This is a genomic window from Streptomyces sp. NPDC007929 (assembly GCF_042959065.1).
GTDB lineage: Bacteria > Actinomycetota > Actinomycetes > Streptomycetales > Streptomycetaceae > Streptomyces.
In genome coordinates this window covers 81,011-104,321 of sequence record NZ_JBIBKD010000007.1, presented here as the reverse complement: position 1 = coordinate 104,321, position 23,311 = coordinate 81,011, and the positions used below count along the sequence as shown (strand labels likewise).

Here is a 23,311-nt window from a genome sequence, read left to right as displayed (position 1 = left end):
ACGCCCGATGATCAAGCCGTGTGACAGAGGCGTAACGGGCGATTCGTACCGTCGGGGCATGAACTCGACCCCCGGAAGCCGGCCGGACACGCGGCAGGTGCGCACCGTCTGCTCGTACTGCGGGGTCGGCTGCGGTCTCGTGCTCGACGTGGGGGCGGGCCCGGACGGGCGGCGCACGGTGCTGAAGGCGTCCGGCGACAAGGCGCATCCGGCGAACGCGGGACGGCTCTGCACCAAGGGCGCGACGACGGCCGACATGCTGGCCGCGCCCGGGCGGCTGGCCACCGCGCTGGTGCGGGACGACCGGGGCGAGGAGGCGGTCCCGGTGCCCGTGGCCGACGCGCTCGCCGAGACGGCGGCGCGGCTGCGGACGATCGTCGACGAGCACGGGCCGGACGCGGTGGCCTTCTATGTCTCCGGGCAGATGGGCCTGGAGGCGCAGTATCTGGCGAACAAGCTGGCCAAGGGGTTCGTGGGGACGAACCTGATCGAGTCGAACTCGCGGCTGTGCATGGCGAGCGCGGGCACCGGCTACAAGCTGTCCCTGGGCGCGGACGGGCCGCCCGGGTCGTACGAGGACTTCGACCGGGCGGACGCCTTTCTCGTCATCGGGTCGAACATGGCCGACTGCCATCCGATCCTCTTCCTGCGGATGATGGAGCGGGTCAAGGCGGGCGCCAAGCTGATCGTCGTCGATCCGCGGCGGACCGCGACCGCCGCCAAGGCCGATCTGTTCCTCCAGGTCAGGCCGGGGACCGACCTCGCGCTGCTGAACGGCCTGCTGCGGCTGCTGCACGACGGCGGGCACGTGGACGAGGAGTTCGTGGCCGCGCACACCGAGGGCTGGGAGGCGATGCCCGGGTTCCTCGCCGACTACGCCCCGGACGCGGTCGCGGAGATCACCGGGCTCGCCCAGGACGATCTGCGGGAGGCCGCCCGGTTGATCGGCGCGGCCGGGCAGCGGTGGATGAGCTGCTGGACCATGGGCCTGAACCAGTCCACGCACGGCACCTGGAACACCAACGCCCTGGTCGACCTGCATCTGGCGACGGGGGCGATCTGCCGTCCGGGCGCCGGGCCGTTCTCCCTGACCGGGCAGCCCAACGCGATGGGCGGGCGCGAGATGGGCTACATGGGGCCGGGGCTGCCGGGGCAGCGGTCGGTGCTCGTCGAGGAGGAGCGGGCGTTCACCGAGGAGGTGTGGGAGCTGCCGCCGGGGACGCTGCGGGCCGACGGGGCCGGGCAGGGCACCGTCGACCTGTTCCGGCGGATGGCGCGGGGCGAGATCAAGGCCTGCTGGATCATCTGCACCAACCCCGTCGCCTCGGTCGCCAACCGCCGTACGGTCATCGAGGGGCTGGAGGCCGCCGAGTTCGTCGTCACTCAGGATGTGTTCGCCGACACCGAGACCAACGCGTACGCCGATGTCGTCCTGCCCGGCGCGATGTGGACCGAGGCGGAGGGTGTCTTCGTCAACAGCGAGCGCAACCTCACCCTGGCCCCGGCCGCCGCGGACCCGCCCGGGGAGGCGATGGCCGACTGGCGGATCATCGCGGAGGTGGCGTGCGCGATGGGGTACGAGAAGGGGTTCTCGTACGACAGCGCCGAGCAGGTCTTCGAGGAGATCCGGCGGTTCCACAACCCCAGGACGGGGTGGGATCTGCGCGGGGTCACCTACGAGCGGCTGCGGGAGACGCCCGTGCAGTGGCCGGCGGCGCGGGAGGACGGGCCGGAGCGCAATCCGGTCCGGTACGTGGGGGACGAGGGGCTGCGCTTTCCGACGGATTCCGGGCGGGCGGTGTTCTTCGCGCGGCCGCATCTGCCCGCCGCCGAGATGCCGGACGACGACTATCCGTTCGTGCTCAACACCGGGCGGGTGCAGCACCAGTGGCACACGCTGACCAAGACCGGGAGGGTCGCCAAGCTCACCAAGCTGAATCCGGGGCCGTTCGTGGAGCTGCATCCGGACGACGCCGCGGCGCTCGGGGTGGACGAGGACGACCTCGTCGAGGTGGCCTCGCGGCGGGGCCGGGCGGTGCTGCCTGCCGTGGTGACCGACCGGGTGCGGCCGGGGAGCTGCTTCGCGCCGTTCCACTGGAACGACCTGTTCGGTGAGTACCTGAGCATCAACGCGGTGACGAGCGACGCGGTGGATCCGCTGTCGTTCCAGCCGGAGTTCAAGGTGTGCGCGGTCTCGCTGGCGAAGGTGGCGTCCCCGGCTTCCGCGCCGAAGGCACCTGCCCTGACGCCCACGACCGTGACGCCGGGCGGCGCCGATCCGTTCGGCATCGAGCTCTCCCCTCCCCCGGTGCTCTCCGCCCAGGAGCGCCGCTACCTCACCGGCTTCCTCGCCGGGCTCGGCTCGGGCGCTCCGGGGGTGCCGGTGCTGCCTCCCGAGGCGCCCTTCTCCCCCGAGCACGCGCTGTGGGTCAACGGGGTGCTGGCCGGCATGTACTCCCGGACCGGGGCGCCCGCGCCGCCGGACGACCGGCCCGCGGGGCGGGAGATCGTCGTGCTCTGGGCCTCGCAGACCGGGAACGCGGAGGAGTTCGCCACCGCCGCGGCCGAACGGCTGACCTCGACCGGGCACCGTACGACCCTCGTCGGCATGGACGACGCCGACGTCGCGACGCTCGCCCGCACCGCGGATCTGCTGTTCATCACCAGCACCTTCGGGGACGGCGACGCGCCCGACAACGGCGCCGGTCTCTGGGACGCGCTCTGCGGTGAGCAGGCCCCGCGGCTGGACGGGGTGCGGTACGCCGTGCTGGCCTTCGGCGACTCCTCCTACGACGACTTCTGCGGGCACGGGCGGCGGCTGGACGCACGGCTCGACGAGCTGGGCGGGGTGCGGCTGGCCCCGCGCACCGACTGCGAGCCGGACTTCGGGCCGTCGGCCGGGGAGTGGCTCGATCAGGTGCTGTCGGCGCTGGGCGGCACGGCTGCCGCCCCCGTGGTCGGGCCCAGGCAGGGGTCCAAGCCCGTCGCCACGGCCCGGCTGGTCGGCAACCGGCTGCTCAGCAAGGACGGCGCCGGCAAGGAGGTCCGGCGGTTCACCTTCGACACGAGCGGGACGGACCTGGCGTACGAGGCCGGGGACGCGCTGGGGGTGCGGCCGGTCAACGCGCCCTCGCTCGTGGCGGAGTGGCTGGCGGTGACCGGGGTGGACGCCGGGTCGGCCGTGACGGTCGACGGGGTCGGTGAGGTGCCGTTCGGTGAGGCGCTGCACCGGCATCTCGACATCACCCGGATCACCCCCGACCTGCTGCGCTTCGTCGCCGAACGCGCCCGGGACAAGCATGAGTTGCGCAGGCTGCTGCGGCCCGACAACAAGGACGGGCTGGCGCAGTGGAGCTGGGGGCGGCAGGCCGTGGACGTGCTCGCCGAGTACGCGGTGCGGGCGGGTGCGCAGGAGTGGGCCGGGGTGCTGCGCAGGCTCCAGCCTCGGCTGTACTCCATATCGTCCAGTCCGCTGGTCGACCCCTGGCGGGTGGCGCTGACCGTCTCCGTGGTGCGGTACGAGAACCTGCGCGGCCGGGCGCGCGGCGGGGTCTGCTCGCCGTATCTCGCGGACGCCGGGCCGGACACGCGGGTGCCGGTGTTCGTTCAGCGCTCGCCGCACTTCCGGCCTCCGGCCGACGCGTCGACGCCGATGGTCATGGTCGGCCCGGGCACCGGTGTGGCGCCCTTCGTGGGCTTCCTCCAGGAGCGGCGGGCGCTCGGCCACCGGGCCCCCAACTGGCTGTTCTTCGGGGAGCAGCACCGGGCGACGGACTTCTACTACGAGGACGAGCTGACGGCCCTGCTCGACGAGGGCACGCTCACCCGGCTGGACACCGCCTTCTCCCGGGACCAGCGCAACAAGGTGTACGTGCAGGACCGGATGCGCGAGCACGGGCCGGAGCTGTGGCACTGGCTGTGCGACGGGGCCCGCTTCTATGTGTGCGGTGACGCGTCCCGGATGGCGAAGGACGTCGACCGGGCACTGCGGGACGTCGCGAGGGCACACGGCGGCCTGAGCGAGGCGGAGGCCGCCGCGTATGTGAAGCAGCTCGCGGCGGAGAAGCGGTACGTGCGGGACGTGTACTGAGGTACCGAGCCCCGGGGCGGCGGTGCGCCAGGGGCGTCAGGCGGCGGCCCGGGTGAAGCGGAGGGTGGCGGTGACCGTGGCCCGGCCGCGGATCATGCCCAGCTGGTTCCAGCCCATGCCGAACGGTTCGCGGTCCACGGTGAACTCGGTGTCCAGGGTGAGCCCCGCGGCGTCCCGGTCCGTCACGCGCGCGGTCAGGGACAACGGCCTGCTGACGCCGCGCACGGTGAGCTGCCCCACGACGTGCACCCGGTCCCCGTCGCGGAGTTCGGCGCTGCGGGCCGCGAAGGTGATCTCGGGGTGGTGGTCGGCGTCGAAGAAGTGCCCGGACCTCAGGTGGGTGTCGCGCTTGGCGTGACCCGTGTCCAGGGAGGCGACGTCGAAGGTCAGGGTGCCGACCGCCGACCCGTCGGGCCGGACCTCGCCGCTGCCGCCGACGGTGCCGAAGGTGCCCTTCACGGTGACCAGGCCCCACATGGTCCGGTGCCGGACGCCGACGGTCGAGGCGGTCGCGTCGAGCTGCCACTGTCCGGTCTCCACGGTGACGGTCATGATCGCTCTCCTTGTATTCATTCAAATTTGGATGACTGCACGGCACGCTAGCCGCTGATCCAAATCTGAACAACCCCTCTGCTCCAAATTTGGACAACAGGTAGACTCGACGGCATGGCCGACCCCGAGGAGCACTCCACCGACCTGCCCGCATGCCCGTCCCTCGGCAGTGGCGGACTGCTGCCCGCCGAGCTGCGCGCGTGGATGCTGCTGCTGGCCGCGACAGGCGCGGTGGAGCAGCGGCTGCGCACGGTCGTGAAGCAGACGCTCGACGTCTCGCACGACGAGTTCCTCGTCCTGTGCCTGCTCGCGGAGCAGCCCGAGGGCGGCCTGCGCATGACGCGCGTCGCGGAGCTCCTGGGCCGCCCCAAGACCCGTCTCACCTACCAGATCGCCTGCCTCCAGCACGCCGGTCTCGTCACCCGCGGGTCGGTCTGCGGCGACAAGCGGGGCATCGAGGTCACCCTCACGGACAAGGCCCGCCGCCTGCTCGAAGAGGCCTCGGCCCCGATCGCCGCGACGGTCACCGAGTCCCTCGCGCACTTCATGGGACCGGAGCAGTGCGCGGCGATGCGGGGGCTGGTGCCGGACCTGACGGGCGACGCCCACGCCGAGTGATCCGGGCGGCTTCATCTACACGGCCGTAGAATCCGGGAACACCGGCGCGCCGACGAGCGTTGACGGAAGACACACCACAGCTGAGGAGCACGTACTTGTCCGCCAGACCGACGGACCCTGCGGGGCACAGTCCCCGACCATCCCGCCACGACATGAGTGATCGCGGCACCCGGCGGGATGGTGTCGAATGAGTGCCGCAGAGGCCGTGCTGGGCCTGCTCGCCGTGTTCGTGCTGACCGCGGGCACCGGCTACTTCGTGGCCCAGGAATTCGCCTACGTCTCCGCCGACCGGCTCACCCTCGCGCGTGAGGCCGAGTCCGGGGACCACAGGGCCGCCCGCGCCCTCAAGGTGCTGGAGCGGCTGTCGTTCATGCTGTCCGGCGCGCAGCTCGGCATCACCGTCACCGGGCTGGTCGTCGGCTTCATCGCCGAACCGTCGGTGTCCGCGCTGCTCAGACCCGCCCTGTCGGGGATCGGGCTGCCCGACGCGGCCGTGAGCGGCATCGCCGTCGTACTCGCCTTCGTGCTGGCCACGGTCGTGCAGATGGTGCTGGGTGAACTCGCCCCGAAGAACCTCGCGATCGCCGTGCCCGAGCGGCTGGCGAAGGCCCTGGCCCCGTCCACACTGGCGTATCTGAAGGTCGTCGGCCCGGTCGTCCGGATCTTCGACGGCGCGGCCGACCGGCTGCTGCGCAGGGTCGGCATCGAACCCGTCGAGGAACTGCACCACGGCGCCACGCTGGAGGAACTCGGCCATCTGATCGGCGAGTCCCACGAGCGGGGTGAACTGCCCGAGGACACGGCCGCGCTGCTGGACCACGCGCTGGAGTTCTCCGAGCGGGCCCTCGACGAGGTGATGGTGCCGCGAGCCGACGCCGTGTTCGTCCGCAAGGACGCCGGGGCCGAGGAGGCGGTCGGCCTGATCGCCCGGCACGGCCACTCCAACTACCCGGTGCTCGGCGACCACCCCGACGACATCGTGGGGGTGCTGGGCGTGCGCGAGCTGATGGCGCTGCCCGCCGCGCGGCTGGCCGGCGCGCGGGCGGGTGAGGTGGCCCGGCGGCCCCTGCTGCTGCCGGACACGCTCGCGCTGCCCGACGCGGTGACGCGGATGCGGGAGCAGGACGACGAATTCGCGGTGGTCCTCGACGAGCACGGCGGCGTGGCGGGCATCGTCACGTACGAGGACATCGCCGAGGAACTGGTCGGTGACATCGCCGACGAGTCCGACCGGGTCACGCTCCTCGCCGTCGCGGACGGCGACGGCTGGCTGGTGGACGCCGGCCGCCGGGTGGACGAGGTGACCGAGGCGACCGGGCTCGGGCTGCCGGAGGACGACGACTACGACACCGTGGCGGGCCTGGTCGTGGACCGGCTGGGCCGCTTCCCGACGGTCGGCGACCGGGTCACGGTCGAGCTGCCCGGGGGCGGCCGGGCCGTGATCGACGTCCGCACACTGGACCGGCACGTGGCCGACCGGGTCCGCATCAGCCCGCTGGTGGAAGCCGAGGAGTTGGCGTGAGTTTCCCGATGGCGGTCTTCGTGACCGTGCTGCTGCTGATCGGCAGCGGGTTCTTCGTGGCGGCCGAGTTCGCTCTGGTCGCCGCCAAACGGCACCGGATGGAGCAGGCCGCCGCCGAGGGCCGGCGTGGCGCCGGGGCGGCCCTGGCCGGAATGCGCGAGCTGTCGCTGATGCTGGCCGGCGCCCAGCTGGGCATCACCGTCTGCACGCTGGGCCTGGGCTCGGTGTCCAAACCGGCGATCTCGCACGAACTCGACCCGCTGCTGCACACCCTGGGCCTGCCCAGTGCCGTGAGCTACGGCGTGGCCTTCGCGGTGGCGATGGTCGTGGTGGTGTTCCTGCACATGGTGGTCGGCGAGATGGCGCCCAAGTCATGGGCGATCGCCCACCCGGAGCGTTCGGCGATGCTGCTGTCGCCGCCCTTCCGGGCCGTGGTGCGGGCCGTACGTCCGCTGATCCGGCTGCTCGACCGGGTGAGCAACGCCCTGGTACGGCTGTGCCGGGTGGCCCCGCGCGACGAGCTGGCCTCGGTGCACAACCGGGAGCAGCTCACCCACCTGGTGGAGGAGTCGGAGCGGCTGGGCCTGATCAGCGCGACCGACTCGGAGCTGCTGACCCGCTCGCTGACCGAGCCGGAGACCCCGGTCGCCGCGGTGCGGATCCCGGCCTCGGAGATCACCTGGGTCGAGGGCGGCGCGGACATCGAGGCGCTGCTGCGGTTCGCCGCCGAGCACGACCGTACCCGGCTGCTGGTCCGGGAGAACGGCGCGGTCCTCGGTTCGGTGCACGCCCGGGACGCCCTGGTGGCCCGGACCCGGGGCCGTGCGACGACCGCGCGGGACCTCGCCCGGCCGGTGCCCGAGCTGGCGGAGACGGCCACGGTCGCCGAGGCGATCGAGGTCCTGCGCCACCGCCGGTCGTCCCTGGCCGTGGTCCACGACACCGCCGGCCGGCTCACCGGCCTGGTCACCCTGGACGACCTGCTGGCCCGTCTGATGCAGCCCGCGACGGCGTCCTGACGGAGCGGGCGAGGGCCGGCCCGGGCGGGTGGTGGCCGAACCTCCAGGACATCTGCACACCGCGGGCCCGGAGGTGGGGGCGTGGTCGCGGTGCCGGTGCGGGCCGGGGGCTTGACGGCGATGTGCCCGCTTCGGGGAACGGGGCGCAAGAGGGCCGCGGCCCGCGAGACGGCGGGCCGTGTGAAGGATTGGGCGTGTCCCGTGACCCCGTGGTCATAGCGGTGAAGGCGGCCGGTGCGCGGAGCCGCGCGCGGTCGGCGGGCGGTTGGATCTCCCCTTCGCGGGGTGCTTTGATCCTGCGCACGGCGGGAGCCGCCGGGCGGGATCCACGTCCCCGGATCCCGGCGCTCACCCGCGCTCACCGCCACTGCGAGACATTCACCGGAAGGGAACTCCCCATGAACCTCACCTCTCGGGTCGACACCGCCGAGCTCTCCGACACCGACCTGGACACCGTGGCCGGTGGCAACGCGGGCGGCGCCGGTGTCTCCGCGGGCCTCGTGGGCGGCCTCTCGGCCGGCCTGGTCGGCCCGCTGACCGGCGAGGCCTGCGCCACCGTGCAGGCGGTCCTCTCGCCGGAGGGCGCGGCCGCCGGCGCCAACGCGGGCGTGCACACGACGTCGCTCTGACGACCTCCGCTCACCAAGGGCCCCGGGGAGTGATCCCCGGGGCCCTTCGTGTGTGGGGCCGCCCTGCGAACCACTCCCGCCGCGAACGTGTGGAATTTGCGAAGTACGTGATGGAAATCTGGACACCGCGGGGGTGGGTAACGCGGTGAGAGGGCGTGACGCAGACTTACTCGGACCCCTCTGATCCCGGCTGCAAACCGATAGGAAGACCGCTGTGAAGCCCGACGCGCCCCGGACCGAAGAACTGCCGATCTACGAGAGCCTCATACGCGAACGCGGAGACGTCGTGGAGGAGGCCCGTGTGGTGGCCGAGGAGACGCAGCACCAGATGAGCCTGGCACTGGCCGGCGTGGCCTCGGCCCCGCGGGAGACCGGCGCCTCCTGACCGGGACCGTCCGGGCCTCGGGTGCGGACGCTCCCGGGCCGGGCCGTCACCCGCCGAGCGGGTCGTGGCCCCAGTTCATCAGGGAGTACCGCCACCGTGATTCCCGTACGTCCCCGGAGGGCCGCTGGGCCAGGTGGCGGCGGACGTAGCCGACGACCTTGCGCATGTGGCGGTAGTCGTCGTCGGTGAGGTCGCCGTTCTCGGCCCGCAGGATCGCGACGATCCGCCGGCCGGAGGCGTGCCCGGTGGACTCGCCCCCGTCCCTGTGCTGCCCGGCGCTTCGCGAGTCGTCGGACTCCAGCCACTTCTCCAGGTCCGCCGGTGCCATGTTCACCAGCTCACGGAAGTCGTTCCAGGTCTCCTCGCGCTCCGCGTCGTCCACGCCGCCTCACTTCTTCTTCTTGAGCGCGGACGGCTTGTGCACCGCGGTCCTGCCGGACTTGTCGCTGCGCACCTCGTACTGGGGGTCGTCCGGCGAGGCGTCGACCGTGCGGCCGGACGTCTCGGTCCGTTCGGTGATCTCGCGCTCCACCTCGCCCTCGGTGCGGCTGCCGTGACTGCTCCAGGTGACCTTGTCGCCCTTCTTCGGCTTTCCGCCCTCGCTGCGGCCCTTCGCCATGCCGGTGCTCCTCGCTGAGAAGGTGTGTGCTGTCCCTCCAGCGTGCGGGCCGCCCGGTCAGGGCGCAGCTCGACGGGCTCCGGCCCGGCCGTCGTCCCCGCCGCCGAAGGCCCACGCCATGCCGGGCTCCGTCACCCAGCGGAAGGCCCGCCGGACGGACGGGGTGCACAGGGCCGTGACGACCATGGCCGCGACCAGGGTGGCGGTGATCACACCGACGGGTCCACGGACCCAGCCGGGCTCGTACCAGCCCCAGTACTTCGCGGCCTGGGCGACGAAACCGTGCAGCAGATAGCCGGACAGGGTGCCGGCGCCCAGCACGGTGAACCAGGTCCGGCGCCCGGGCACCCAGGCGAGGAAGCAGCCGACCAGGACGAGCGAGCAGCCGAAGGCGGCCAGGGTCATCAAGGGCCCGTACCAGAGGGGCGCACCGAGTTCCTGGGCGCTGTCGGCGTGGAAGAACCAGGCGTAGTCCATCCGCGGGACCGCCCAGTACGCCACTGCCAGGGCGCAGCCGGCCACCGGCAGGGCGAGGATCCGTACCGTGCGCCGCCGCAGCAGCCGGAAGTGCTCCGGCCGCAGCAGCAGGCCGAACACGAAGTACGGCAGGAACTGGAGGGTGCGCTGCAGATCGAGGTCGTGGCCGATGGACGGCGCGGTCGTCGCCGCCATCGCCACGGCCAGGGCGAGCGGGAGCGGCCACCGCACCAGCCGCCAGAGCGGCGTGGTGAGCCGCCAGACGAACAGCGCCGCGAGGAACCAGGTGAGGTACAGGGGGTCCAGCAGGCTGACCGGGCGGCCGGGGTCCTGGCTGGTCCAGCGGGTGAACAGGGTGTACGCCGTCTCGAACACCACGTACGGCACGACGACGCCGGTGAGCAGGCGCTTGAGGCGGACCGGGCTGCCGTCGAAGCCACGGGAGAAGTATCCGGAGATGATGATGAACGCCGGCATGTGGAAGGCGTAGACGAGCAGGTAGAGGGCGGTGACGGTCCTGCTGCCCTGGCGCAGCGGCTCCCAGGCGTGGCCCACGGCCACGAGCACGATCGCGACGTACTTGGCGTTGTCGAAGAACGCGTCCCGGGTGGGCGCCTGTTGTGCGGGCGCCCGAGCCGTCCGCTCCTGTGCCGTCCGCTCCTGTGCCGGCTGTGCCTGATCCGGCTTGAGCGTGGTCACGGTGTCACTCACGGGGCCTCCCGGAGCGGCTCGGTGCGAGGGTGCCTCGTCTGGCCGGGAGCAGACCGGGAGTGAGGAAGTGGGGGTGCGCGCAGAACATCGCCCGCACCCTAATCACAGGGCCGTGTGTTCGTTCAACTCGTAACGGGGGTGGCTCGCTTCGGTTCATGCCCGGGTATACGTGCCGGGACGGGCGATCGTCTCCCGGAGGGCGGCCGTGAGCGGGTGCCGGGGCTCGGTCAGGACCCGCCCGGCCGGGCCCTGCTCGACGAGTTCACCGGCGTCGAGTACGGCGATGCGGTGGGCGAGTGCCGCCGTGTCCAGGTCGTGGGTGATGAGGACGAGGGAGAGTTCGCCGTGGTCACGGACCAGGGCGGTGAGCAGGTCGAGGAGGCCGCGACGGGTCACGGTGTCGAGGCCGGAGGTGATCTCGTCGCAGACCAGGACCTGGGGCCGGGCGAGGAGGGCGCGGGCGAGGGCGGCGCGCTGGAGTTCGCCGCCTGAGAGTTCGCCGGGGCACCGGAGTGCGAGTTCGTCCGGGAGTCCGAGGCGGGCGAGGGTGGTGCGGGCCTCGGCCGTGGCGCTCTCCGGGTCGGTGCCGCGCAGCCGGACGGCGGTGCGGGCGACCTGGGGGAGGACGGGCCGGTGCTCGTCGAAGGCGGCCCGGGAGTCCTGGAACACGTACTGGACGGCGGCGAGTTGGGCCCGGCTGCGACGGCGCAGGCTGTGCGGCAGTGCGGTGCCGTCGAGCAGGATCTGGCCGTCATGGTCGCGGTGGAGGCCCGCGAGGCAGCGGCCGAGGGTGGTCTTGCCGCTGCCGGAACGGCCCACGACGGCCAGGCATTCGCCGCGGTGCAGGGCGAGGCCCGGCAGGCGCAGGACGGGGGCACCGCGGCCATGCGTGGCGGTCATGTCCCGTACCTCCAGTACGGGTCGGCCCGTGCGCGCGGGCGCCTGCCCGGGTGGCGCGGTCCGCTGTGCGCCGAGAAGCCGCCGGGTCCACTCGTGCCGGGGCGCCCGCCACAGCCGCCGGACGGGGCCCGACTCCACGACCCGGCCCGCGCGCAGGACGAGGACGTCGTCCGCGAGGGCCCGGACCACATCGAGGTCGTGGCTGAGCAGGACGACCGCGATGCCCCGGGCCGCGACCGCCGCCAGCCGCTCGACGACGCCGCTCCTGGTGAGCACGTCCTGGCCGGTGGTGGGCTCGTCGGCGACGATGACCCGGGCACCGAGGAGGAGGGCCTGGGCCAGCACGACGCGCTGCTGCTGGCCGCCGGAGAGCTGGTGCGGACGGCGGCGTGACAGCTCGGCCGCATCGGGGAGTTGGGCGTCCGCCATGGCGCCCAGGACCAGCTCGCGAGCGGCCCGCCGGCGCTCGGCGCGAGGGAGGTGGCGTACGTGAGGGCGGGCGATGTCGTCGAGCAGGGCGCTGATCGGGCGGGCCGGGTTGAGGACGGCGGCGGGGTGCTGGGGCACGTACCCCACCGGGCCGTCGACCGGGCGGCGTACCTCGCCCGTGACCCGCGCGCCGGCCGGGTACTCCCCCAGCAGCGCCAGCCCCGTGGTGGTCTTGCCGCTGCCGGAGGCGCCGACCAGGGCGGTCACCCGGCCGGGGAGCACCCGCAGGTGCACGCCGTCGACGATCGCCCGGCCGTCGATCTCGACCCGCAGGTCGCGGATCTCGGCGACAGGCTCCGCCGGGTCGGTCTCGTGGTTCACGGCCGTCGTCCCTTCCTTCTCGGGCTCTTCGCCAGTGCCGCGTCGAAGAGCAGGTTGGTGCCCGTCGTCAGGGCGACGATCAGCAGCGCGGGGACGACCACGGCCCAGGGCTGCACGAAGAGCCCGGTGCGGTTGCGGTCGACCATGACCGCCCAGTCGGCGGCGTCCGGGGCGACTCCGACGCCGAGGAAGGCCGCCGTCGACACCAGGTACAGCACACCGGTCAGCCGGATCCCGGCGTCGGCGGCCAGGGTGCGCAGCGCCGAGCGGCCGACGTAGCCGACGGCGACACGCCACCACGTCTCGCCCTGCATGCGCAGGGCCTCCACCGCGGGGCGTGCCGCGGCCTCGGCCGCGGCGGCCCGGACGATCCGGGCGGCGTCGGGCACGTTCACCAGCGCCACGAGCAGCGCGAGCCCCGCGGCGCCGGGCGTGAACACCGACGCCACCAGCAGGATCAGCAGCAGCGACGGTATGGCGAGCAGGACGTCCAGGGGCCGCATCAGCAGCTCCTCCAGCCACCGCGCGTGGGTGACCGCGCCGGCGAGCCCGACCGGCAGCGCGACGAGGTAGGCGAGTGCGGTCGCGGCCAGCGCCGTCAGCACGACCGTCCGGCCGCCGAGCAGCACCTGCCGCCACACGTCCCGGCCCACGAAGTCCGTACCGAGCACATGACCGCCACCGGGGGTGAAGGAGATGCCGCGGGGGCCGGGCTCCCCGGCGGCCAGGGGCCCCAGGAGGGCGAGCAGCAGGGGGACGGCGACGATCGTGAGACCGAGGAGGAAGCGGCGCGGGGCCCTCATGCCACCACCCCCGCCCGGGGTGTCAGCCGGTACGCCAGCACGTCCGCGCCGAGATTCAGTACGACGGTCAGCACGCCGAACACGACGGCCAGCCCCTGCACCACCGGCACGTCCCGCGCGGCGACGGCGTCGAGCAGGACCGTGCCGAGGCCGGGGACCACGAACAGTGCCTCCACGACGATGACACCGCACAGCAACCAGTCGGCTGTGCGGGCGAGTTGCTGCGCGGCCGGGGCAAGGGCGTTCGGCAGGGCGTGGGCGTAGCGGACGCGGGTGCCGGGGACGCCGCAGCGGCGGGCGTGGGCGACGTAGGGCGAGGACAGCGCGTCGACCATGCCGGCCCGCACGAGGCGGGACAGCGAGCAGACCGGGCGCGACAGCAGGACCAGGACGGGCAGGACGAGCACGGCCGGGTGGCCGAGCAGGTCCGTGCCGTAGCCCACCGCGGTCGGTGGCAGCCAGGCGATTTTCAGCGCGAACACCGTCACCAGCAGCACGCCGAGCGCGAACTCGGGTACGGCGTAGACGGCCAGGGTCACGGAGCTGACCAACCGGTCGACGAGGCGCCCCTCGTGCCGGGCGGCGAGCACGCCGAGGGCGAAGCCGAGCGGGACCAGGAGGGCGAGGGTCAGCGCGGCGAGCAGCAGGGTGGGGCCGAAGGCGTCGGTGAGGTACTGGGTGACGGGGCGGCCGGAGACGAGGGACGTGCCGAAGTCGCCGCGCAGCAGGGCTACCGCCCAGTCGGCGAGGCGTTCGTGCGCCGGGCGGTCCAGGTGCATCGCCTCACGGATCGCGGCGATGCGGGCGGGGTCGGGCTGGTCGCCGGCCAGGGCTACGGCGGCGTCGCCCGGGAGGGCTTCTGTGAGGGTGAAGACCAGGAGGAGGACGCCTGCGGTCTGGGCTGCGCCGAGCAGGAGGCGGCGGGCGACGAAGGAACGCGTGCCTGTCGTGGTGCGGCCGGCTGCCTTGAGGGCGTTCACGCCAGCCATACCTTGTCGAAGCGGGCCCAGTCGAGGGTGTTGGCGGGGGCCGTGGTCTCAACCCCCTTCACCGTGCGCGCCGTTGCGATGATCCAGTCGGCGAAGCCCCAGATGAGGAAGCCGCCCTCGGTGTACAGACGGCGTTGCATGCGCGCGTAGACGGCGGCGCGTTCGGTCTTGTCGCGGGTGGACTGGGCCTGGCGGTACTGCGCGTCGAAGTCCTTGTGGTGCCACTTGGTGGCGTTGGTCGTGGAGTCGGTGAGCAGGCGCTGGGAGATGTGGGCCTCGATGGGCATGGCACCGGAGCGGTAGCAGCACAGGGTGCCACCGTCGAGGATGTCGCTCCAGTAGGAGTCCTTGCTGCCCGTCTTCACGTCGATCGTGACGCCGGCCTTGGCGGCCTGGTCGCGGAAGATGCCGGCGGCCTCGGTGAACCCGGCGGCGACGGCCGAGGTGTCCAGGGTGACCTTCAGCTTCTCGGCACCGGCCCGCTTGAGCAGGGCGCGGGCGCGGTCGAGGTCCTGTTCGCGTTGCGGCAGGGAGGAGGCGTAGTACTCGTAGCCCTTGCCGAACAGGTCGTTGCCGACCTCGCCCGCGCCGGAGAGGGCGCCGTCGACGAGTTCCTGCCGGTCGGCGATGAGGAAGAAGGCCTCACGGACCCGCTTGTCGTCGAAGGGCGGGCGGTCGGTCTTCATGCAGAACGCCTGCATGGCGCTGTTGCGCAGCCGCACGATCCGGATCCGGCCGCCGTTCTCGTGGGCGCGGGCGGTGGCGGGGTTGAGCTCGTGGGCGTACTCGACCTGGCCGCCCAGGAGGGCGTTGACGCGGGCGGACTCCTCGTTGGCGACGACGAGTTCGAGCTCGTCGAGGTGCGGGGCGCCGTCCCAGTAGGCGCCGTTGCGGCGGAAGACGGCGGAGCGGCCGGGGGTGAAGGAGACGAACCGGAAGGGGCCCGAGCCGATCGGCTTGTCGTCGAAGCGGGAGGCGTTCTCGGGGACGATGTACGCGCCGAACGCGGCCAGGATGTTGGGGAATTCCGCCGTGGGGCGTTTGAGGACGAACTCCACGGTCCGGTCGCCGGTGGCGCGGCTCGCGTCGAGGTCGACGGGTTCCAGGGAGGCCTTGGCGCGGAAGGCCTGCTCGGGGTCGGCGATTCGGCGGTAGCTGTACAGGACGTCCTTGGCGGTGACGGGTCTGCTGTCGTGGAACGTGGCCTCGCGGAGGGTGACCTGCCAGCGGTCCATGGTCTTGTTGGGCTCCCACTTCTCGGCGAGGCGGGGCCGGGCGGCGAGGTCGGGGCCGTAGTCGGCGAGTTTGTCGTAGAGGGCCTTGGCCCGGGCTACGTCGGCGAACAGGTTCGCCAGGTGCGGGTCGAGGGTCTCGCTCGCGCCGCCTCCGGCGAAGGCGGCGCGCAGGCGTCCGCCGCGCCGGGGCGATCCGTCGCCCCCTGCGGCCTCGTCGGGCGTGGCGCCGCCCGCGCAGCCGGCGAGGGCCAGGGCGGCGGCGCCGGTGCCGGCGGCGAGGAAGCCGCGGCGGTGCAGGCCGGGGAAGCGTTCGTCGTGCATGGGTGATCCTTCGGGTCAGTGGGGTGCGGGCACACGCCTCGGGGGGCGTGCGACTTCACCTGGTGTGCGACGTCGGCGGGTGGGCGACTTCAGCGGAGGTGCGGGCGTGCGACGAGGTGCAGTCGGTCCCCGTCGGTGGTCGTGCCGGGCGGATCGCCCGCGCGCCAGGGCGGTTCGGTGCGCGGGCCGGGGCCGTCGTGGAGTTCGAGCACCTCGAATCCGTGCGCGGCGAGGAAGTGCCGCAGTTCCTGCGGGAACAGCAGCCGCCAGGCGGAGTTCTGCGGCAGCGGCGGGGAGCCGTCGTCGGCCGTCCACACGCGGGTGCGGCGCAGGAGCTGGGCCGTACGGTCGACGGTCAGCGTGGTACGGGAGCGGTAGGTCGTGCCCCGCCAGGTGAACGTGTCGACGGCGGGCCGGTCGAGCAGGTCGGTCCGGCCCAGGAAGTAGGCGCCGTTGCGCAGCTCCGCGACGAGCAGGCCGCCCGGTGCGAGGGCGCGGCGGCAGGAGGCGAGGAAGCCGTCGAGTTGGTCGTTGGTGTGGCAGTACAGCAGGGAGCTGTCCAGGCAGACCACGGCGTCGAAGGTGCCGAGGTCGAAGCCGCGCAGGTCGGCGCGGACGTACCGGGGTCCGGGGTGGTGTGCGCGGGCGTGGCTGAGCATCGCCTCGGAGAGGTCGGCGCCGGTCACCGTACGGCCGGCCCGGTGCAGGTGCGCGGCGTCGCGTCCGGTGCCGCAGCCGATGTCCAGGACCCGCGGTCCGGCCCCGTGGCGGCGCAGGCGGTCCTCGGTCCACCGGGCGGCCAGCCGCTCGGGGTCGGGGAAGCGCGTCTCGTACAGCGCGGGGTGGTCGGTGAGCAGATTGCCGCCGGTCACGCCCTGCTCCCCTCCCCCACCGGAGCGGCTGTCACCGGGGCGGGGCTCGCGGGCAGGGCGCCGCGCCGCTGCAGCCAGGCCACGCCGAGCGCGCAGGTGAGTCCGCAGAGCGCGCAGCACGTCCAGGGCAGCCATGCGGCGCCCTGTTCGGCGTTGTCCATGGCCCAGCCGACGGCGGCGTTGCCGAGCGCCGCGGCGATGCCGGAGACGACGTAGAAGATGCCGAAGTAGGTGCCGGTCAGGCCGGGGCGGCCGAAGCCGGGGATCAGCTCCATCACGAACGGCTGGGCGATCATGATGCCGGTGTAGAGCAGCAGGGCACCGCCGAGGACGGGTCCGAGGCCCGGCAGGAGGGCCGGGGGCAGGAAGGCCAGCCCCATCACCGTGAGCCCGACGGCGATCCAGCGCCCCCTGCTGCCAAGGGACTTCAGGCTTCTGGTGATCCTCAGCTGGAGCGCCAGATTGGCCACCGTGCCGATGAGGAAGACGAGGCCGGCCGCCCCGTCCCAGCCGGTGGCGTCCCTCGCCCCGGCCGGCAGCAGCAGATACAGCTGGTTCTCCAGGGTGAACATGCCGACCATGGCGCACGCGAAGGCGAGGAAGGCCCGGTTGCCGAGCACCTCCCGCCAGTCGCCGAGGAGGCCGCCGCCGCTGGGCTCGGCCCCGCGCGCGGGCAGGACGAGGGCCTGCGCCACGGTGAGCACCGCGAAGATCCCGGCGGCGGTCAGGGCGGAGGTACGGAAGTCGACCAGGAGCAGGGCGCTGCCGAGCAGTGGCCCGATGAGTGCGCCGGTGGTGGCGAAGACGTTGAACAGGGCGAAGGCCTCCGCCTTGTGCTCCCCCGCCTCCTGTGCGAGATAGGCCCGCACGGCAGGGTTGAACAGGGCCCCCGCCAGCCCGCTGAGCACGGACGCGGCGAGCAGCACCGGCAGCCCGTCGCCCAGTGCGAACAGCGCGAAGCCGGCGGTGCGCAGGGCGCACCCGGCGATGATGACGCCCCGTGCCCCGAGCCGGTCGGAGGCCGAGCCGCCGATGATGAACAGGCCCTGCTGGCTGAGGTTGCGGACGCCGAGGACGACACCGACGACGGCCGCGGACAGGCCGAGGTTCTCGGTGAGGTGGGTGGCGAGGTAGGGGATGAGCAGGTAGAAGCCGGTGTTGACGCCGAGCTGGTTGACCAGCAGGAGCCGGACCGCGAGCGGGAAGCGGCGTATCTCATGCCACGTCTTCACGCGCCGCCACCTCCTCGACGCCGAGGCCGGGGCGGCCGTTCGCGCGTACGACGCCGTCGGTGCCGCCGATCCCGGTCCACGGGTCGTGGGCGAGCAGCAGGTGCCCGTCGAGGTCGGCCCAGCGGGCCCGGTCGGCGAGGTGGACGGCGGGGGCGAGTCCGAGGGTGCTGGCGGTGAGGCAGCCGAGCATCAGCGCGGTGCCGCTGCCTTCGATCGCGTCGTGGATGCGCAGGGCGGCGTGCACGCCGCCGCACTTGGCGAGCTTGACGTTGACGCCGTGGACCCGTCCGGCGAGGCGGCGGACGTCCGCCAGGTCCACGGCGTCCTCGTCGGCGATGACGGGCAGCGGGGCGCGCTCCGCGAGGGCGCCGAGGGCGTCCGGGTCGCCGGGGGCGAGGGGCTGTTCGACGGCTTCCACGCCGAGGTCGGCGAAGCGGGGCAGCAGGGCGTGCGCCTGCGCGGGGGACCAGGCGCCGTTCGGGTCGAGGAGCAGCCGGGCCCGGGGGGCGGCGTCGCGGATGACGCGGACGCGTTCGACGTCGTCCTCGGGGTCGGGGGTGCCCGCCTTGACCTTGATGATCGCGAAGCCGTCCGCGGCGAGGCGCCGTGCCTGGGCGGCCGCCCTGGTCGGGGTGGTGATGCCGATGGTGCGGGCGGTGGCCGCCGCGGGCGGTGCGGCTGCTCCGAGGAGGCGGTGCACGGGCACTCCGGCGCGTTTGCCGGCGAGGTCCAGCAGCGCGGACTCGACGGCGGCGGTCACGGCGGGCGGCTGGTCGCCGTCGGGCCACCGCCCGGTCCGCAGGTCCTCCAGGGCGCTCTCCGGGTCGGGGAAGCGGCTCAGGTCCAGGGCGCCGAGGAGCCGCAGGAGGGTGTCGGTGTCCAGTCCGTGGTAGACGCTGGTGACGGCCTCGCCGTGGCCGCGCAGCCCGTCGTGCTCGACGGTCAGCCAGACGGCGTCGCGGGCGGCCATGGTGGAGCGGGAGATGCGCAGCGGCTCGGTGAGTACGAGGCGTACGGTGCGCAGGGTGGACTTCACGGGCTCTCTTCCTGGAGGGCGAGGGGGCCGGTGAGCGGGTCGCTGACGCGGGTGCAGCGGGCCCAGCCGGTGGCCTCCGCGGCGTACGGGTGCGGGATCTCGACGGGCCGGGTCGCGGCGGCCGACGGGTCGAGGCCATGGGCGGTGGTGAAGTCGTCGTCGTAGACGGTGCCGAGGTAGCGGTGCGGGCCGTCGGGGAAGACAGTGGCGACGATCGCGCCGGGGTGGACGCGGGCCGCCCAGGCGGCGACCCGGGCGGCGGCGCCGGTGCTCCAGCCGCCGCTGACGAACGCGCCGCGTGCCAGTCGGCGGCAGCTGTCGACGGCCTCGGCGGGGCCGACCCAGTGGACCTCGTCGAAGGCGTCGTAGGCGACGTTGCGGGGGTGGATGCTGCTGCCGAGGCCGCGCATCAGCCGGGGCCGGGCGGGCTGGCCGAAGATGGTGGAGCCGGTGGCGTCGACGCCGATGAGACGCAGGGCGGGCCAGTGCCGGCGCAGCGGTCCGATGAGGCCGGCGCTGTGGCCGCCGGTGCCGACGCTGCACACCAGGATGTCGAGGTGGTCGAGCTGCACGGCGAGTTCGGCGGCCAGGGAGGCGTAGCCGGCGGTGTTGTCGGGGTTGTTGTACTGGTCGGGCCAGTAGGCGCCGGGCAGGCCGGCGAGCAGGTCGTGCAGCAGGGCGAGGCGGGCGGCCTGCCAGCCGCCGTGCTCGGCGGGACGGTCCGCGATCTCCAGCCGCACTCCGTGGGAGCGCAGCAACTGCCGCATGGAGGGCTCCAGTTCGCGGTCTCCGACCAGCACGATCGGATGACCGAGGGCCTGTCCGGCGAAGGCGAGTCCGATGCCGAGCGTGCCGGAGGTGGACTCCACGACCGGGGCGCCGGGCAACAGTTCGCCGCGCTGCCGGGCGCCCAGCAGCATCGACACGGCGGCCCGTGCCTTCATCCCGCCGGCCGCGAGGCCTTCGAGTTTGGCCCAGAAGCCGGGGTGCGGGCCCGGCAGGTCGGCGGCGATCCGGGCCAGTGGGGTTCTGCCGACCAGGGAGAGCAGTTCCCGTCGCGCGTCCGGGAGGCTGGCGGTGACGGTCATCGTCCGCCTCCCGGGCGGGGCCCGCCGTAGCGGTGGACGACGTCGGGGCCGCCGTCGAGCCAGAAGAACGGGTACGGCTCCGCGCACACCGCGCTGACGCCCCGGCCGATCAGGCGGGGCAGGACGGCGCTGCCGGTCTGGGCGAACATCACGAGCTGTTTGCCGTGGGCGAGCGCGTGCCGCCGCAGCGGTTCGAAGGTGCCGTTGCCCAGGGTCATGCCGGAGACGAGCAGCGCGTCGCACCGGCCGGCCGCGGCGAGCGCGTCGGGCAGGACCGGCTCGCCCCACTCGGTCGCACCGCCCTTGAGGTCGCAGGGGACGTAGCGCAGTCCGCGTGAACGCAGCGCTTCCAGCAGGGAGTTGACCACTCCGACGACGAGGACCGTGGCGCCGGGCGGCAGGTCGAGCAGGGCGGTGACGGCCTCGGCCCGGGCCCGGGACTTCGCCAGCGAGGAGCCGGCGGGCAGCGGCACGGGCGTGGCCCCGTGGCCGGGGGTGTGCGGCAGGACGTGCATCAGGTAGGCGTCGAGGGCCGCGACCCGCACGGGCGGCAGCGGGTGTTCCAGCAGGCGTGCCACGTCCGCGCCCACGCACTCCTCGACCGCGCGGTCCGGGAGCAGGCCCGGCTCGACGGCGCAGGAGCCGACGGCCTCGGCCAGACGCAGGCTCAGCACCTCGTTGCGGTAGCCGGTGCCGCGCCCCTCGTGGCGGACGGCCTGCCGGGTGGTGAAGGCGACGGCGACGCGCAGGGCGGCGGGGTCGGGCCCGAAGGCCCCGGTGCGCACCATCCGCACCAGGTCGTCGTACGACGTGCCGGTGAGGGCGGTGGTCATCGGATCACCAGTTTCGCGCGCAGGCCGTCCAGCAGGTCCTCGACGCGTGCGCGGGCGCCGGGCCCGTCGGGGTCGCCGGCCATGACGTGCCCGAGGTACTCGTTGTTGCTGCCCGCGGCCCGTACGGCCGTGCCGGGCTCGGCGAGTCGTACGTCCAGCACTCCAGGCAGGTCGCGCAGTCCGGTGCCGTCGAGCGCTTCGAGGGTGCCCGGGGTACCGGTCACCAGGAAGCCGATGGCGGCGCTGCGCAGCCCGGTGTCGGTGTGCCGCAGGTCGGGGGCGCGGCCCAGGGCGACGTCCACGCAGGCGGCGGCGAGGTCGATCCCGGTGACGTGCCGTATGAGTTCGGTGATGCGGTTCCCGGCGGGCCGGGGATTGACCTCGACCACGCGCGGTCCGGCGGAGGTCAGCTTGATCTCGGTGTGCGCCACGACGCCGTCGGTGAGCCCGAGGGCCTTGAGCGCGGCCAGGGCGGTCTGTGCGGCGGCCTCGGCGTCGGCGGTGGGGAGGGCGGCGGGGAACATGTGCCCGGTCTCGACGAAGGCGGGTGCCCCGCCCACGCTCTTGTCGGTCACGCCGACCACCTGCACGGCACCCGCGTGCGACACGGTCTCGACGCTCACCTCGGGCCCGTCCAGCAGCTCTTCGAGCAGGACCACGGGGGTACGGCGCTGGCCGCGGGCGTTGACCGGGAAGTCGGCCAGGGCCCGGCAGGCGTCGGCGAGTTCGGCCTCGTCGTCGACCCGGCGCACATACATGCCCGCGCACAGGTCGACCGGCTTGACGACCAGCGGATAGCCGATGTCCCGGGCGGCCCGGGCGATGCCGGCCCACTCCTCCCGCACGGCGAAGCGCGGCCCGGGCACCCCGGCGGCGTCCAGGACGCGGCGGGTGGCGTCCTTGCGGCAGGCGTCGGCGACCGCCTCCGGTCCCGGACCGGGCAGGCCGAGGCGGCCCGCGATCCGGGCCACGGCCGGCAGGTAGTAGTCGCAGCTGGTGACGACCCCGTCGAAGCCGAGCACCCCGTGCAGCCGCTCCACCTCGGGCAGCAGCGTCTCGACGTCGTTGGTGTCGGCCGTGATGATGTGGCGGGCGCCGAGCAGCGGGTGGGCGGTCCCCTCGGGCGCCGAGCGCAGATAGTGGTGCAGGTCGCGGGTGAGGAACGTGAACGCGTGCCCGTTCTCGCGGATCGCCCTCGGCAGGAGCCGGCTCATGGACCCGACCCAGCTCTCGACCACCAACAGATGTGCCACGACTGCGCCTTTCTTGCGATGAGTTCGAGGCGTGCGGGCAGCCCGGCCGGCCCTGACGAGGAGGGCTCCGGGACGTGCCGCTTCAGACGTTATCGACAATCATTTTCATTGTCATCTGTTGGGGGGAAGAACCTTGGTCTCCGTGTGCGCCCCGCGGTGCTCAGGTCTCCTTCCACACGAGCACGGTCAGGGTGGCGCCCGCGACGGTGACCGGCACCGCGGCCTGGTTCAGCAGGCGGACCCGCATGCCGCGGCCCGACCCGATCCGCTTGGTCACGGGCAGCACCGCGAAGGTGCCGCCGCCGGTTCCGACGATCTCGTGGATCGGGTGGTCCGCGCGGTGCTGGTCGCCCTGGTACTCCGACATGCGCGCCTGGACGACCGCGCCGGTCGGCAGGCCCTCGATGTGCAGGCCGAGGGTGCCGCTGAAGCGGGCCGGGCCGCGGGCGAAGACGCTGCCGCCGCCGGCGTGGTCGCCGGTCTCGTCGGTCCACTCCGCGGTGAACTCGATCGAGTCCCAGGTCCCGGGCGCGAGGCGGTACTTCTTGGCGACACCGAGGTTGACGTACTGGGGCATGGGGTCCTCTCCTTCCCACCGGCCCGCCGGGTGGGCCAGGGCGTCGGCGACGTCACGGCGGAAACCGGCCATGCCGAATCCGCGCGGGTCCACCTTCCAGTCGCTCCACTCCAGGTGGCCGATGGCGCTCTTGGCGCCCCAGCCGTGGGCGCGGCAGACCGCGGCGGTGGCCTTGACCATCGCCCGGTACTGGGCGGGCGGCCACGGGTCCTTGCCGTCGCCCTTGTTCTCGCACTCCCAGCCGTAGAACCGGGCGTTGCCGTCGACGGCGCCGGAAGAGCCGTCGTGCTCGTGCGTCGGGGGCGGATACGTGCCGTACGACTCGCCGATGACGGCGTCGAGCACGTCGCGGTCGCCGCCGCCGGCGTGGTTGGCGCGGCCGTTGCCCGTGAGGTGGACGACGCCGTCCTTGGTGATGCAGCCGGTGGCGAGCGGGCCGGGCAGGGCGCTGTGGCCGTTGAAGATCAGCCCGACGACGTCGGTGCCCAGGCCGGTGACGGTGTGGTGGACGATCACTCCGTGCACGGGTCCCCAAGGGCCCTTGTGGTTGCGGTTGTTGGTGCGCCATCCGCTGACCTCGTGGACGGCGCAGCCCTCGGCCTTCAGCGCGGCGACCAGCCGGGCGGCGGTGAGCGGGGTGGCCATGAGTCAGTCCTCCGTTCCGGCGCGTGGGGTGCCGGTCTGAAGACGGTTCGATCATCCGGGGAGCGTGCCTGGTCCCGTGGGTGCCTGGTACGGCG

21 protein-coding genes are annotated in these 23,311 nt (G+C 73.4%); 6 read left to right on the top strand and 15 right to left on the bottom strand.

Annotation, left to right across the window (positions count from 1 at the left end; genetic code table 11):
• Window positions 1-58: 58 nt before the first annotated feature.
• Window positions 59-4,090: a molybdopterin-dependent oxidoreductase gene (locus tag ACFZDE_RS23970; protein WP_391202776.1), complete on the top strand. Its 4,032-nt coding sequence runs from the start codon at window positions 59-61 to the stop codon at window positions 4,088-4,090.
• Window positions 4,091-4,126: 36 nt separating this feature from the next.
• Here ACFZDE_RS23970 and ACFZDE_RS23965 read toward each other — a convergent pair whose 3' ends face one another.
• A complete protein-coding gene (locus ACFZDE_RS23965) occupies window positions 4,127-4,642 on the bottom strand; it encodes a YceI family protein (protein ID WP_391202772.1) in 516 nt (171 codons plus the stop codon).
• 114 nt (window positions 4,643-4,756) lie between these two features.
• Here ACFZDE_RS23965 and ACFZDE_RS23960 point away from each other — a divergent pair, with 114 nt between their 5' ends.
• From ACFZDE_RS23960 to ACFZDE_RS23940, 5 genes are all read left to right on the top strand, one after another.
• Window positions 4,757-5,260, top strand: a complete 504-nt coding sequence (locus ACFZDE_RS23960) for a MarR family winged helix-turn-helix transcriptional regulator (RefSeq protein WP_391202768.1) — start codon at window positions 4,757-4,759, stop codon at window positions 5,258-5,260.
• Window positions 5,261-5,447: 187 nt separating this feature from the next.
• Window positions 5,448-6,782 (top strand): CNNM domain-containing protein, encoded by a 1,335-nt coding sequence (locus ACFZDE_RS23955; protein WP_390994356.1) that lies wholly within the window; start codon window positions 5,448-5,450, stop codon window positions 6,780-6,782.
• Window positions 6,779-7,801 carry a CNNM domain-containing protein gene (locus ACFZDE_RS23950; RefSeq protein WP_391202763.1) on the top strand — a complete coding sequence of 341 codons (1,023 nt, stop codon included), beginning with the start codon at window positions 6,779-6,781 and terminating at the stop codon, window positions 7,799-7,801. The genes ACFZDE_RS23955 and ACFZDE_RS23950 overlap by 4 nt, the downstream gene beginning before the upstream one ends.
• Before the next feature lie 398 nt (window positions 7,802-8,199).
• Window positions 8,200-8,430: a hypothetical protein gene (locus ACFZDE_RS23945; protein ID WP_390994358.1), complete on the top strand. Its 231-nt coding sequence runs from the start codon at window positions 8,200-8,202 to the stop codon at window positions 8,428-8,430.
• Window positions 8,431-8,644: 214 nt separating this feature from the next.
• Complete coding sequence (locus tag ACFZDE_RS23940) at window positions 8,645-8,815, top strand: hypothetical protein (RefSeq protein ID WP_390994359.1); 171 nt, start codon at window positions 8,645-8,647, stop codon at window positions 8,813-8,815.
• A gap of 46 nt (window positions 8,816-8,861) precedes the next feature.
• Here ACFZDE_RS23940 and ACFZDE_RS23935 read toward each other — a convergent pair whose 3' ends face one another.
• From ACFZDE_RS23935 to ACFZDE_RS23870, 14 genes are all read right to left on the bottom strand, one after another.
• The gene (locus ACFZDE_RS23935) at window positions 8,862-9,197 is read right to left on the bottom strand and encodes a DUF3140 domain-containing protein (protein WP_391202759.1); all 336 of its coding nucleotides are present in this window, start codon (window positions 9,195-9,197) and stop codon (window positions 8,862-8,864) included.
• A gap of 6 nt (window positions 9,198-9,203) precedes the next feature.
• On the bottom strand, window positions 9,204-9,434 hold the full coding sequence (locus ACFZDE_RS23930) for a DUF2945 domain-containing protein (RefSeq protein WP_031108446.1): 231 nt from the start codon (window positions 9,432-9,434) through the stop codon (window positions 9,204-9,206).
• A gap of 57 nt (window positions 9,435-9,491) precedes the next feature.
• Window positions 9,492-10,622 carry an acyltransferase family protein gene (locus tag ACFZDE_RS23925; protein ID WP_391202753.1) on the bottom strand — a complete coding sequence of 377 codons (1,131 nt, stop codon included), beginning with the start codon at window positions 10,620-10,622 and terminating at the stop codon, window positions 9,492-9,494.
• 153 nt (window positions 10,623-10,775) lie between these two features.
• On the bottom strand, window positions 10,776-12,332 hold the full coding sequence (locus ACFZDE_RS23920; RefSeq protein ID WP_391202750.1) for an ATP-binding cassette domain-containing protein: 1,557 nt from the start codon (window positions 12,330-12,332) through the stop codon (window positions 10,776-10,778).
• Window positions 12,329-13,135, bottom strand: coding sequence for an ABC transporter permease subunit (locus ACFZDE_RS23915; protein ID WP_391202747.1), 807 nt, complete (start codon window positions 13,133-13,135; stop codon window positions 12,329-12,331). Before ACFZDE_RS23915 ends, ACFZDE_RS23920 begins: the two co-directional genes overlap by 4 nt.
• Complete coding sequence (locus tag ACFZDE_RS23910; protein WP_391202744.1) at window positions 13,132-14,115, bottom strand: ABC transporter permease subunit; 984 nt, start codon at window positions 14,113-14,115, stop codon at window positions 13,132-13,134. Before ACFZDE_RS23910 ends, ACFZDE_RS23915 begins: the two co-directional genes overlap by 4 nt.
• On the bottom strand, window positions 14,112-15,680 hold the full coding sequence (locus ACFZDE_RS23905) for an ABC transporter substrate-binding protein (RefSeq protein ID WP_391202741.1): 1,569 nt from the start codon (window positions 15,678-15,680) through the stop codon (window positions 14,112-14,114). The genes ACFZDE_RS23910 and ACFZDE_RS23905 overlap by 4 nt, the downstream gene beginning before the upstream one ends.
• A gap of 89 nt (window positions 15,681-15,769) precedes the next feature.
• Entirely contained in the window at window positions 15,770-16,552 is a 783-nt protein-coding gene (locus ACFZDE_RS23900; RefSeq protein WP_391202738.1) for a methyltransferase domain-containing protein, read from the bottom strand.
• Window positions 16,549-17,784 (bottom strand): MFS transporter, encoded by a 1,236-nt coding sequence (locus tag ACFZDE_RS23895; RefSeq protein ID WP_391202735.1) that lies wholly within the window; start codon window positions 17,782-17,784, stop codon window positions 16,549-16,551. Before ACFZDE_RS23895 ends, ACFZDE_RS23900 begins: the two co-directional genes overlap by 4 nt.
• Window positions 17,768-18,820 (bottom strand): enolase C-terminal domain-like protein, encoded by a 1,053-nt coding sequence (locus ACFZDE_RS23890; protein WP_391202732.1) that lies wholly within the window; start codon window positions 18,818-18,820, stop codon window positions 17,768-17,770. The genes ACFZDE_RS23895 and ACFZDE_RS23890 overlap by 17 nt, the downstream gene beginning before the upstream one ends.
• Complete coding sequence (locus ACFZDE_RS23885; protein ID WP_390994370.1) at window positions 18,817-19,908, bottom strand: pyridoxal-phosphate dependent enzyme; 1,092 nt, start codon at window positions 19,906-19,908, stop codon at window positions 18,817-18,819. The genes ACFZDE_RS23890 and ACFZDE_RS23885 overlap by 4 nt, the downstream gene beginning before the upstream one ends.
• A complete protein-coding gene (locus ACFZDE_RS23880; RefSeq protein ID WP_391202729.1) occupies window positions 19,905-20,741 on the bottom strand; it encodes a Rossmann-like domain-containing protein in 837 nt (278 codons plus the stop codon). Before ACFZDE_RS23880 ends, ACFZDE_RS23885 begins: the two co-directional genes overlap by 4 nt.
• The gene (locus ACFZDE_RS23875) at window positions 20,738-21,994 is read right to left on the bottom strand and encodes an ATP-grasp domain-containing protein (protein WP_391202726.1); all 1,257 of its coding nucleotides are present in this window, start codon (window positions 21,992-21,994) and stop codon (window positions 20,738-20,740) included. Before ACFZDE_RS23875 ends, ACFZDE_RS23880 begins: the two co-directional genes overlap by 4 nt.
• A gap of 160 nt (window positions 21,995-22,154) precedes the next feature.
• Window positions 22,155-23,216, bottom strand: coding sequence for an N-acetylmuramoyl-L-alanine amidase (locus ACFZDE_RS23870; RefSeq protein WP_391202723.1), 1,062 nt, complete (start codon window positions 23,214-23,216; stop codon window positions 22,155-22,157).
• Between the last annotated feature and the right edge of the window lie 95 nt (window positions 23,217-23,311).

Bases quoted from the DNA above. Each gene is read 5' to 3' on its own strand.
- ACFZDE_RS23970 (WP_391202776.1), top strand. From the start codon at position 59: ATGAACTCGACCCCCGGAAGCCGGCCGGACACGCGGCAGGTGCGCACC.
- ACFZDE_RS23965 (WP_391202772.1), bottom strand. From the start codon at position 4,642: ATGACCGTCACCGTGGAGACCGGACAGTGGCAGCTCGACGCGACCGCC.
- ACFZDE_RS23960 (WP_391202768.1), top strand. From the start codon at position 4,757: ATGGCCGACCCCGAGGAGCACTCCACCGACCTGCCCGCATGCCCGTCC.
- ACFZDE_RS23955 (WP_390994356.1), top strand. From the start codon at position 5,448: ATGAGTGCCGCAGAGGCCGTGCTGGGCCTGCTCGCCGTGTTCGTGCTG.
- ACFZDE_RS23945 (WP_390994358.1), top strand. From the start codon at position 8,200: ATGAACCTCACCTCTCGGGTCGACACCGCCGAGCTCTCCGACACCGAC.
- ACFZDE_RS23930 (WP_031108446.1), bottom strand. From the start codon at position 9,434: ATGGCGAAGGGCCGCAGCGAGGGCGGAAAGCCGAAGAAGGGCGACAAG.
- ACFZDE_RS23915 (WP_391202747.1), bottom strand. From the start codon at position 13,135: ATGAGGGCCCCGCGCCGCTTCCTCCTCGGTCTCACGATCGTCGCCGTC.
- ACFZDE_RS23905 (WP_391202741.1), bottom strand. From the start codon at position 15,680: ATGCACGACGAACGCTTCCCCGGCCTGCACCGCCGCGGCTTCCTCGCC.
- ACFZDE_RS23885 (WP_390994370.1), bottom strand. From the start codon at position 19,908: ATGACCGTCACCGCCAGCCTCCCGGACGCGCGACGGGAACTGCTCTCC.
- ACFZDE_RS23880 (WP_391202729.1), bottom strand. From the start codon at position 20,741: ATGACCACCGCCCTCACCGGCACGTCGTACGACGACCTGGTGCGGATG.
- ACFZDE_RS23870 (WP_391202723.1), bottom strand. From the start codon at position 23,216: ATGGCCACCCCGCTCACCGCCGCCCGGCTGGTCGCCGCGCTGAAGGCC.